General features: G+C 71.3%; 10 protein-coding genes and 1 rRNA gene. All 11 read right to left on the bottom strand.

Features of this window, described 5'->3' with window-relative positions:
• Positions 1 to 1,456: DNA polymerase IV (locus ACSNOK_RS24725; protein ID WP_436782962.1), on the bottom strand; the 1,456-nt coding region annotated here is incomplete at its 3' end.
• Positions 1,457 to 1,702: 246 nt separating this feature from the next.
• Entirely contained in the window at positions 1,703 to 2,428 is a 726-nt protein-coding gene (locus ACSNOK_RS24720) for a MerR family transcriptional regulator (protein ID WP_436782961.1), read from the bottom strand.
• Positions 2,429 to 2,662: 234 nt separating this feature from the next.
• The gene (locus tag ACSNOK_RS24715) at positions 2,663 to 3,136 is read right to left on the bottom strand and encodes a bifunctional nuclease family protein (protein ID WP_436782960.1); all 474 of its coding nucleotides are present in this window, start codon (positions 3,134 to 3,136) and stop codon (positions 2,663 to 2,665) included.
• 53 nt (positions 3,137 to 3,189) lie between these two features.
• Positions 3,190 to 3,972 carry a transcriptional regulator FtsR gene (ftsR, locus tag ACSNOK_RS24710; protein ID WP_436782959.1) on the bottom strand — a complete coding sequence of 261 codons (783 nt, stop codon included), beginning with the start codon at positions 3,970 to 3,972 and terminating at the stop codon, positions 3,190 to 3,192.
• Between the two features lie 51 nt (positions 3,973 to 4,023).
• A complete protein-coding gene (locus tag ACSNOK_RS24705; RefSeq protein ID WP_436782958.1) occupies positions 4,024 to 4,860 on the bottom strand; it encodes an FHA domain-containing protein in 837 nt (278 codons plus the stop codon).
• Positions 4,861 to 4,990: 130 nt separating this feature from the next.
• Positions 4,991 to 5,941 carry a DUF881 domain-containing protein gene (locus ACSNOK_RS24700; RefSeq protein ID WP_436782957.1) on the bottom strand — a complete coding sequence of 317 codons (951 nt, stop codon included), beginning with the start codon at positions 5,939 to 5,941 and terminating at the stop codon, positions 4,991 to 4,993.
• A 5-nt stretch (positions 5,942 to 5,946) separates the two neighbouring features.
• Positions 5,947 to 6,279 carry a small basic family protein gene (locus ACSNOK_RS24695; protein WP_004947174.1) on the bottom strand — a complete coding sequence of 111 codons (333 nt, stop codon included), beginning with the start codon at positions 6,277 to 6,279 and terminating at the stop codon, positions 5,947 to 5,949.
• On the bottom strand, positions 6,276 to 7,193 hold the full coding sequence (locus ACSNOK_RS24690) for a DUF881 domain-containing protein (protein ID WP_436782956.1): 918 nt from the start codon (positions 7,191 to 7,193) through the stop codon (positions 6,276 to 6,278). Before ACSNOK_RS24690 ends, ACSNOK_RS24695 begins: the two co-directional genes overlap by 4 nt.
• 140 nt (positions 7,194 to 7,333) lie before the next feature.
• Positions 7,334 to 9,829, bottom strand: a complete 2,496-nt coding sequence (locus ACSNOK_RS24685; RefSeq protein WP_436782955.1) for a sugar phosphate nucleotidyltransferase — start codon at positions 9,827 to 9,829, stop codon at positions 7,334 to 7,336.
• A 106-nt stretch (positions 9,830 to 9,935) separates the two neighbouring features.
• Positions 9,936 to 10,544, bottom strand: coding sequence for a CDP-alcohol phosphatidyltransferase family protein (locus ACSNOK_RS24680; RefSeq protein WP_436782954.1), 609 nt, complete (start codon positions 10,542 to 10,544; stop codon positions 9,936 to 9,938).
• Between the two features lie 199 nt (positions 10,545 to 10,743).
• Positions 10,744 to 10,822: ribosomal RNA gene (gene rrf, locus ACSNOK_RS24675) — 5S ribosomal RNA — on the bottom strand; the annotation flags it as partial.

Here is a 10,822-nt window from a genome sequence, read left to right as displayed (position 1 = left end):
GCTCCTCAACCGGGCCCGCCACGCCTCCGTCACCGTCCCGACCCCCACCCGGCCCGCCTCCGGCCGACGCCGCCTCGCCCGATCCCACCGGCGGACGGATCAGCGGTACCGGCTCGGCCGGCTCCAGGTCGGGGTCGTCGACGGCGAAGGTGCGCACCCGGCCGGGAGCCGTCGACCAGGGCTCCTCGAACCGTACGGTGACCCGGCCGAGGCCGCTGCCCTGGATCCAGCCGCGGCCGAGCTCGCGGTGCACCACGTCCAGACCGGGCAGCCACCGCCGCGGCGGCGCGGCCTCCCCGTCCGCGGGCCCGTCCCCCGCCCCGCCGGGGGCCGGCAGCGCGCTCCCGCCGCCCTCCGGCGCCGCTTCCGCGGCCTGGGCGGCGGCCTGCGCCTGCGCGAAGAGGTCCTCTTGCGTGTAGTCGGCGAGGCCGCTCACTCCCACGCCCAGCAGCCGCACCCCGGCCGTCGTGTCGACGGCCTCCAGCAGCCGCGCCGCGGCCTCCCGGACGACGGCGGGGTCGTCGGTCGGCCCCCGGAGGGTCTCGGACCGGGTGAGGGTGGAGAAGTCGTACCGCCGCACCTTGATGACGACCGTGCGGCCTGACCGCCCGGCGGCTCTCAGCCGCCGGACGCAGCGGTCGGCGAGGCGGGCGAGCTCCAGCTGGACCCGCGTCCGGTCGGTCAGGTCCTCGGCGAAGGTGTCCTCGACGGAGACGGACTTCGCGTCCCGCTCGGCGACGACGGGACGGTCGTCGTGGCCCGTCGCCAGGGCGTACAGGCCGGCCCCGTGCGCCTTGCCCAGCAGCCGCACCAGCTCCGCCTCGCCCGCCTCGGCGGTCTCGGCGACGGTGTGGATGCCCGCGCGGCGCAGCGTCTCGGCGGTGGCGGGCCCGACACCGGGGATCGTCCGTACCGGCATGGGACCCAGCAGCTCCAGCTCGGTGCCGGGCTCGATCACCACCAGCCCGTCCGGCTTCGCCTGCTCGGAGGCGATCTTGGCGAGCATCTTGGAGCCGGCGAGGCCCACCGACCCACTGACCCCGGTGGCCGCGAGGATGTCCGCGCGCAGCCGCTCCCCCACCGCCCGTACGGCCTCCGTGGACGGCTCGACGCCGCCCGCCTCCAGGTCCACGAACGCCTCGTCGAGGCTCAGCGGCTCCACGAGCGGCGACAGCTCGGCGAGCAGCCCCATGACCACGCCGCTGACCTGTTGGTACAGGCTGAAGCGCGGGGTCAGATAGGCCGCGTTCGGACAGAGCCGGCGGGCCTGGGCCGTCGCCATCGCGGAGTGCACACCGAAGACCCGCGCCTCGTACGACGCGGTGGCCACCACACCGCGCGGGCCGATGCCGCCGACGACGACCGGCTTTCCGCGCAGGCTGGGCTTGGCCGCCTGCTCCACCGAGGCGTAGAAGGCGTCCATGTCGAGATGCAGGATCGTCGGTGAACCTCTCACACCACGCATCGTCCCGCATGGCACTGACAATCGCGCTGACGTGCGACGACGAGACCGCCCGCGCCGCCCGGACGCCGATGCCCACCCTCGCCGGGCGAGACCCGGAAACCGGAGCCGGAGACCACCCGGCACCGACCGCCCGAGCACACGAAAACGGGCCCGGGGAACACCCCGGACCCGCTCACCTCCACCGCGGCCTCAGCCGACCCTCCGCCCGGCCTGACCGGCTCTCGGGCGGCCCGGCTCTCAGCCGGCCCGGTTCCGCCGCCGCGCCAGCTCGTCCGCCGGGTTGTGGCCGATCAGCGTCTCGCCGGTGTCCACCCGCTCCCCGTGCAGCTGGGCGAGCGCGCTCTCGACGTCCCGCCAGACCACCCCGACGGCGATCCCGAAGACGCCCTGGCCTCCCTGGAGGAGCCCGACGACCTCGTCGGGCGACGCGCACTCGTAGACCGTGGCGCCGTCGCTCATCAGCGTCATCTGCGCGAGGTCGGCCATGCCGCGGGACCGCAGGTGGCGGACGGCGGTGCGGATGTTCTGCAGGGAGACGCCGGTGTCCAGCAGCCGCTTGACGATCTTGAGGACGACGACGTCCCGGAAGCTGTAGAGCCGCTGGCTCCCCGACCCGTAGGCGGGCCGCACGCTCGGCTCCACGAGCCCCGTGCGCGCCCAGTAGTCGAGCTGCCGGTAAGTGATCCCGGCCGCCGCGCAGGCGGTGGGCCCGCGGTAGCCGATCGTCTCCGTGCCGGCCGCGGCGTTCCCCCCGGCGTCCCCCTCGTCGGAGCCGCCGGCCCGGGGGCCCCGCTGGGAAGTGACCGCCGCCGCGGGGACGGGAGTGCTTCCCACGCCGCTCAGGCCGTGGGTGGGGCCCCCTCCCACGCCGTTCAGGCTGGGGGGGAGGGTCACCGGTTCGACCGATCCCCCGTGCAGCGGATACGGACTGCCGACCGCTGTACCGTCGCCCGTGCTTCTCACGCCGACCTCCGTCCTTGACCTGCCTTCACGACGGTAGGCAGTCGCTCGGGGTGCGTCAACGATCGCCACACTCGGCACGCCGAGTGATAATCACCCTGAGAGTGGTTTTACGTGTCCCCGAGGGGGAAAGGCTACTCGAATACCCTGCCGCGGCCCCGTTCGCAGGCGCGCGCGGCCCCGGCCGCAGCCCTTCGAGGCCCCGCCCGCGGCCGGTCGGAGGCCACGGGCCGCGCCTCACTGGCTGTTGGTGTCGAAGTCCTCCGGCGAGATCTGGTCGAGGAACTCGCGGAACTTCTCCACCTCGTCCTCCTGCTCGTCGGGGATGGCGATGCCCGCGTCGTCCAGCACGCCGTCACTGCCGTAGATCGGCGTTCCGGTGCGCAGGGCCAGCGCTATGGCGTCGGACGGCCTGGCGCTGACCTCGACTCCGCTGGCGAAGACCAGCTCCGCGTAGAACACGCCTTCGCGCAGGTCCGTGATGCGGACCTCCGCGAGCTGCTGCCCCACCGCCTCCAGCACGTCCTTGAACAGGTCGTGGGTCAGCGGTCGGGCCGGAGCCATCCCCTGCTGTGCGAAGGCGATCGCCGTCGCCTCCCCCGGTCCGATCCAGATCGGGAGGTAGCGGTCGCCTCCCACTTCGCGCAGGAGCACGATCGGTTGGTTGGAGGGCATTTCCACCCGGACACCCACGACATCGAGCTCGTTCACACAGCAACCCTAGGACGTGCTCGGCCGGTTTGGGTAGTCGGGGCCGCTCTCGGTCACTGTCCGCGCGGCTGGAGCGCCGAGCGCACCAGGGCGGCGTGCAGCCGGACGGAGAGCCCGGCCAGCTCCCGGGCGGTGGCCTCGGCGTGGGCCCTGGTCTGCGGGTTACGGTGCCGGCGCAGTGGTGCGACCACCTGTTCGACCAGGCCCGCCTCGCGGTCGGCCGCGGCCTTCACGGCCCGCAGGTGCCGCGGCTCCAGCCCGAATCGCCCCAGGTCGGCGACGAGGCGGGCGACGGCCACGGAATCGGGCCCGAATCCGCCGTCCGGGTGGGGGACGACGAGACCGTACGACTCCCATTCCACGAGCTCGCCCTCGGTCGCCCCGGTGAGCTCCAGCAGCTCGGCGCGGCCGATCCGCGCCTGGGGCCCGGTGGGGACGGGCTCCGGACCGGTCTCCACCGGATCCTCGGCCCCCGGATCCGGCTCCATGAGGCCGAGGCCGTCCCGTGGCTGCCCGGGGGCGGGCAGCGGGACCCGCTCGCCCCGGGCCAGCGCGTCCAAGTGCTCGCGGATGACCTTCAGCGGCAGATAGTGGTCGCGCTGCATCCGCAGCACCTGGGCCAGCCGCTCCACGTCCGCCGTGCTGAACTTGCGGTAGCCGGACGGCGTGCGCTGCGGCTCGACCAGGCCCTCCGCCTCCAGGAAACGGATCTTGGAGATGGTGACCTCGGGAAATTCCTCACGCAGCAGGTTGAGCACCGTTCCGATGCTCACCAGCCGGCCCTCCGCACCGGTGGTGCCGGAGGAGCCGGCACCGCCCGACGGTGTCTGAAGCATGGCCCTTCCCTTGGAGTCTCCCGGACGCGGTCCGGTCCGGTCCGGGAGCGGTCAGATGCCCCGCTGGCTGCCGAAGAAGACCAGGCGGTACTTGCCGATCTGCACCTCGTCGCCGTTCGACAGCACCACCGAGTCGATCTGCTCCCGGTTGACGTACGTGCCGTTGAGGCTGCCGACGTCCGTGACGGTGAAGCCGCCGTCCGGGTTGCGCCGGAACTCCACGTGGCGGCGGGAGACCGTGACGTCGTCGAGGAAGATGTCGCTCTGCGGGTGCCGGCCCGCCGTCGTCACCTCGCCGTCCAGCAGGAAACGGCTCCCCGAGTTGGGACCGCGCCGGACGACCAGCAGCGCCGAGCCCAGGGGCAGCGCCTCCACGGCGGCCTGGGCCTCCGGGGAGAGCGACGGGATGGCCGTCTGGCCCGTGGTCTCGGAGTCGTACGCCTCCAGACCGGAGATGGAGATCGTGGACGTGGTCTCCGAGGCGCGCTCGGCGACGGCACCCGGCCGCAGCGGCGCACCGCAGTTGGAGCAGAACCGGCTGTTCTCGCCGTTCCGGTGACCACACCTCGTACAGACCGGCAAGGCAGCCCCTTCCCCCGCACCCGACATCGGCGTACCGAGACCTATGCGCGCGGTCGCCGTGGGATCGCCGGGAGGAACTCCCTGGCCGCCCTGGGCGGCGCCGGGGGCACCCGGCTGGTCACGGAACAGGGGACGCCCCTCGTGACCCCGCTCGTCGCCTTCCATCGGGCCCTGGGCCCGGTGGCGCGCGGAACCGCCGCCGCTCTGGCGGGAGCTCTTGCCGAACAACTTCGCAAACAACTTCACGGGCGATTCCCCTTGACCGAAACAGACCCGCCCGTGGGGCAGGACAAACCCTCGCTGCACACACCGTCCGACCTGGACATCCTTACAACGTCCATGGCCGACAGACAGTTTCCATCACGCACCCCCATCTTGGTGCGCCGACCCCCCGCAACTTCCCGCCCTCCCCGCAGAGCCCCTGCGTTCGCCCGCCTCACCGCGATGACGACCGAGCGTAGTCAGGCCGCTTCGCCGGACGCAAGGCGTCGACAACGATCTTCTCAGACCGGGAGATCTCCACCCCGGCCTGCTCCTTCTGCAGAGTCTGCACCACACCACCGGGGATGTTGAGAGCGGGCTTCAGATCGTCGGGCTTGCCGATGACCTTGAACTTGTAAGGCTGCGACACCTTCTTGCCGTCGATCTCCACCTTCCCCGCGGTACCGGAGAAATATGTGTCGGCGGCCACCCGGACATCGTTGAGCTGGATCGCCTCGGCGCCGGCCGCCCGCAGCTCCTGGACGGCGTCCAGCAGCATGTCGGGATCCACCGCCCCCTTGCCGTCGCTCACCGTGAGGACGATGCCGGGCCCCTGCGCGGCCACCGTGCCAGCCAGGATGCCGAGCTGCTGCTCCTTCTGCGCCGTCTGCTTACGGGCCTCAGCGGCCTGGTTGGAACTGCTCTCCAGCTCCGTCCGCTGCCCCTCCAGCTTCCGCTTCTCGTCCTCGAGCCGCTTGGTGCGGTTGTCGAGTTCGTCCAGGATCCGCACCAGGTCCTCCTGACGCGCGCCGCGCAGCACACTGCTCTCGCTGTTCGACCGCACCTGGATCGCCAGCCCCAGGCCCAGGACGCACAGCAGCAGGGCGACGGTCAGCTGCGCCCGGGTGAACCGGGGCGGCCACAGACCCTTCACCAGCCGCTGACGCCCGGTCAGGGGCGGTTCCGCCGACGCCTCGGGGGCGGCGGTCGCCGACGGACCGCCGTCCTCCGGCTGCTCGTCCGTGGACCGGGCCCCGGCGTTCGCCGGGCCTTCCGGTTCCACCGGTTTCCCCGGTTTCCCGTCTTTACCCACAGTCACCGATTTCTCGGGCTTCTCCGGGGTCTCCGGTTTCTCGGGGGTCCCCTGGGGGCCCTTCCGCTCCTCGGGCGTGTCGTCGTCGCTCATCGGCCTCACGCCCGGAAGACGTGCCGCCGGATGGCGGCGGCGTTGGAGAAGATGCGGATGCCCAGGACGACCACCACGCCGGTGGACAGCTGGGCCCCGACGCCCAGTTTGTCGCCCAGGAAGACGATGAGGGCCGCGACGACCACGTTCGACAGGAACGACACGACGAAGACCTTGTCGTCGAAGATGCCGTCCAGCATCGCCCGGAGCCCGCCGAACACCGCGTCCAGGGCCGCGACGACGGCGATGGGGAGGTAGGGCTCGACCGCCGTCGGCACCACGGGGCGGACGACCAGTCCGACCACGACTCCCACGATGAGGCCCAATACGGCGATCACGATGTGCCCTTCCCTGTGTCGGCGGCGCGGCCGGCCGCGCCGCCCCCCTGCGGCCGTGCGGTTCGTACGGTCAGACTCGGCGCGGCCGGCAGCCGCATGTCACCCTCGACGGAGACACTCGCTCTGACCCCGTAGTTCTGCTGGAGGACGTGCAGGTACTGGCCGTCGACGCTGTCCTGGAACGAGGTGCTCATCCGCCGGCCGTCGCCGATCGCCAGCACCGTGTACGGCGGCGCCAGCGGCGTGTTGTCCACCAGTATGGCGTCCCCGGCCGCCCTGATCGCCGACAACGAGGTCAGACGCTGGTCGTTGATCGCGACGGCTTCCGCCCCGGCCTGCCAGAGGCCGTTGACGACGCGTTGCATATCACGGTCGCGCACCCGGCCGGTGTCCGAGAACCCGTTGCTCTCCCGGGGGCCGCCGCCTCCGCTCTTCGCCTGCTTGGCGTCGTCGACGACCACCTTGACCCCGGGCCCCCGCACCTCCGTGGCCCCGGCGAGGAGGGAGACCAACTCGGCCTTGTCCCCGCCGTGTTCCTCCAGGGCCTCGCGCTGCCGGTCCCCGACGCTCTCCCGCAGCCCGTTGACGTTCTTCTGCAGCGCCTCCGCGGCGGCCGTCTCCTTCTCGATGCGGCCGATGAGCTGTTCGCGCTCCTTGGCCAGCGTCGGTGCCGATATGCGCGCCTGCGCGGCGCCCAGCGTCACCACCACGGCGGCCAGCAGCAGCGCCGCGGCCAGCCCCAGCTTCGCCCGGAGCTTGCCCGGCAGCCCCGCGCCGCCCTCGGCCCGCCGGGCCGCCGCCTCCGCGTAACCGTCGTCCAGGCTGTGGTCCATCACATTGGTCAGCAGCGACATGGAGGCGTCGGGGCGCGGCGGCGGTGCGGGGGTCCTCCGAACGGGGGGCTGCTGCGACATGCCGCACATCGTCGCACGTCGGGGGCGTCGTCTCCCAATGGCCCCACCGGCGTGCCGGAACGGGACCGGGAAGACGACGCCCCGGTGCGCGACGCGGGACGGCCGCGGCCCGTCCGTACGGGCCGCGGCCGCCGGGGACGCTAGCGTCCGGCGCCGTCCACGACGGCGGACCACTCGTCCAGCAGCGCCTGGGCGGAGGCGTCGTCAGGACCCTCGGCCCACAGGTGCGTCACGGCCTCGGCCGGGTCGGGCAGCACCATCACCCACCGCCCGTCGGCCTCCACGACCCGGACGCCGTCGGTCGTGTCCACCGAGCGGTCGCCGGCGGCCTCGACCACCTGACGCATCACCAGGCCCTTGACCGCCCACGGGGTGGCCAGGTCCCGCCGCAGGACGTGCGCCCGCGGGATCCGCGCGTCGATCTGACTCAGCGTGAGCTGGGTCCGGGCCACCAGGCCCACCAGCCGGACGAAGGCCGCCGTGCCGTCGAACACACTGCTGGACTCCGGCACGATGAAGCCGCCGCGCCCGTCGCCGCCGAAGATGGTCGAGTCCGCCCGGCCGACCCGGGTCAGGTCGTCCGGCGAGGTCGTCGTCCACTCCACCTGCGTACCGTGATACGCGGCCACCTGCTCCGCGATCCGGGTGGTGGTGACGGGCAGCGCCACACGTCCGGACCGCCGCTCCGCGGCGACCAGGTCGAGCAGGACCAGCAGCGCGCGGTCGTCCTCGACGATCCGCCCCCGCTCGTCCACCAGCGAGATCCGCTCGCCGACGGGGTCGAAGCGGACGCCGAACGCGGCCCGCGCGGACGAGACGATCTCCCCGAGCCGGACCAGGCCGGACCGCCGGGCGTCGGCGGTCTCGGTGGGCCGTGCCTCGTCCAGCCCGGAGTTGATGGTCAGCGCCTCCACCCCGAGCCGGCCGAGGAGGCTGGGCAGGACGAGGCCCGCGCTGCCGTTCGACGCGTCCACGACGACCTTCAGGCCGGCCTCGGCGACCCCCGAGGTGTCGATGGACCGCAGCAGCGAGCCCGTGTACGAGTCGTAGACGCTCGACGGGAAGGACAGGTCGCCGATCTCCCCGGGGAACGCGCGCCGGTACTCCTGGCGGGCGTACACCCGGTCCAGCTTCCGTTGTCCGGCCTGCGACAGGTCGGCGCCGCGCTCGTCGAAGAACATGATGTCGACGGAGTCCGGCACCCCGGGCGTCGTACGGATCATGATGCCGCCGGCACTGCCCCGCGCGGTCTGCTGCCGCGCCACGGGGAGCGGGACGTTCTCCAGGTCCCGCACCTCGATGGCGCTGGCCTGGAGGGCCGAGATGACGGCACGCTTCAGGGCGCGGGCGCCTCGGGAGTGGTCGCGGGCCGTGGTGACCGTGGCGCCCTTCTTGAGCGTCGTGGCGTACGCGCCGGCCAGCCGGACGGCCAGCTCCGGGGTGATCTCCACGTTGAGGATGCCGGACACCCCGCGCGCGCCGAACAGGTGCGCCTGACCGCGGGACTCCCAGATCACCGAGGTGTTGACGAACGCGCCGGCCTCGATCGTCTTGAAGGGGTAGACGCGGACGTTCCCCTGGATGATCGATTCCTCGCCGACGAGGCACTCGTCACCGATGACGGCGCCGTCCTCGATCCGGGAGGCGCGCATGATGTCGGTGTTCTTGCCGACGACGCAGCCGCGCAGGTTGCTCTGCGGCCCGATGTAGACGTTGTCGTGGACGACGGCCTTGTGCAGGAACGCGCCGCTCTTCACGACGACGTTGGAGCCGACGACGGTGTGCTCGCGGAGCTCGGCGCCGGCCTCGACCTTGGCGTAGTCGCCGATGTAGAGGGGGCCGCGCAGTTCGGCGTCCGGGTGGACTTCGGCACCCTCGGCGACCCAGACGCCGGGGGAGATCTCGAAGCCGTCTATGTCGACGTCCACCTTGCGTTCGAGGACGTCGGCCTGGGCCTTGACGTAGCTCTCGTGGGTGCCGACGTCCTCCCAGTAGCCCTCGGCGACGTAGCCGTAGATGGGCTTGCCTTCCTTCATCAGCTGGGGGAAGACGTCACCCGACCAGTCGACGGGGACGTCCGGCGCCACGTAGTCGAAGACCTCGGGCTCCATGACGTAGATGCCGGTGTTCACCGTGTCGGAGAAGACCTGGCCCCAGGTCGGCTTCTCCAGGAAGCGCTCGACCTTTCCGGCCTCGTCCACGATGGTGATGCCGAATTCGAGCGGGTTGGGCACCCGGGTGAGGCAGACGGTGACGAGGGCGCCCTTTTCCTTGTGGAACCGGATCAGATCCGTCAGGTCGAAATCGGTGAGGGCGTCGCCCGAGATGACGAGGAAGGTGTCGTCCTTGAGGGCCTCTTCCGCATTCTTGACGCTGCCCGCCGTGCCGAGGGGCTTTTCCTCGTTGGCGTAGGTGAGCTCCATACCGAGCTCTTCGCCGTCGCCGAAGTAGTTCTTCACCAGTGAGGCGAGGAACTGGACGGTGACCACCGTCTCCGTGAGCCCGTGCCGCTTCAGGAGCCGGAGCACATGCTCCATGATCGGGCGGTTGGCCACCGGCAGAAGCGGTTTGGGCATGCTTGAGGTCATGGGGCGAAGGCGGGTGCCTTCGCCACCGGCCATCACGACGGCCTTCATGTCGGAAGCGTCCTCCTTGAGAGATGACGGACCGCCGACCAATTCCCCCGAGCCCTTCCGGCGAACGTACGCGGGAACGTACCGTTACGACGGGACTACGACGGGATCAGTCGGCTGTGGTATCCGCCTTGACCAGTCGGCGGACTTGAACCACATAGAGGATCCCTGCCCACCAATAGAGGGTTGTACCCCATCCTGCGAACGCCCATCCGAAAATAGTTGCGGGCAGCTGTAGCCAGCCGTCATTGTCACTGAGAAGCAGCAGCGGGAACGCGTACATCAAGTTGAAGGTCGCGGCCTTGCCCAGGAAGTTCACCTGAGGCGGCGGGTATCCGTGCCGCCTCAGGATCCACACCATGACCGCCAGCATCGCCTCACGGGCCAGGAGGGCCGCGGTGAGCCAGAGCGGCAGGATCTCCCGCCAGGTCAGGCCGACCAGAGTGGAGAGGATGTAGAGCCGGTCGGCGGCGGGGTCGAGCAGCCGGCCGAGGCTGCTGATCTGGTTCCAGCGCCGTGCGAGCTTCCCGTCGAGGTAGTCGCTGACACCGCTCAGCGCCAGCACCAGCAGCGCCCATCCGTCACACTGCGGCCCGTCGAAGACGGGCTGGAGAATCAGCCACAGGAAGAGGGGGACGCCGGCTAGGCGAGCCATGCTGAGGATGTTGGGGATGGTGAGGACGCGGTCGGTCTGGACGCGCGTCTCCTGGACCTCCACCCGGGGGCCTCCTGTGGGACGGTTCCTGTTGATTTCTTCTTGACCTTACCGGTAGCCGGGGCGCCCGGTATGCGCGGGTGGGCGTGGTCATGCCCCAGCGCGGAGAGCACCGAAAACCCGCGGGGCGCAAACGCCCCGTAAACGCAAGTAAGCCCTGACAGAGAGCGATGCTCCCCATCAGGGCTTACTTTCACATTTAGCTCGGCGGCGTCCTACTCTCCCACACGGTCCCCCATGCAGTACCATCGGCGCTGAAAGGCTTAGCTTCCGGGTTCGGA

The sequence above is a fragment of the Streptomyces sp. URMC 126 genome (genome assembly GCF_051386555.1).
GTDB lineage: Bacteria > Actinomycetota > Actinomycetes > Streptomycetales > Streptomycetaceae > Streptomyces.
This window is presented reverse-complemented; position numbering and strand designations above follow the sequence as displayed.

Coding starts and splice junctions, on each gene's coding strand:
- ACSNOK_RS24685 (WP_436782955.1), bottom strand. CDS start 9,829: ATGAAGGCCGTCGTGATGGCCGGTGGCGAAGGCACCCGCCTTCGCCCC.
- ftsR (WP_436782959.1), bottom strand. CDS start 3,972: ATGCTTCAGACACCGTCGGGCGGTGCCGGCTCCTCCGGCACCACCGGT.
- ACSNOK_RS24700 (WP_436782957.1), bottom strand. CDS start 5,941: ATGAGCGACGACGACACGCCCGAGGAGCGGAAGGGCCCCCAGGGGACC.
- ACSNOK_RS24690 (WP_436782956.1), bottom strand. CDS start 7,193: ATGTCGCAGCAGCCCCCCGTTCGGAGGACCCCCGCACCGCCGCCGCGC.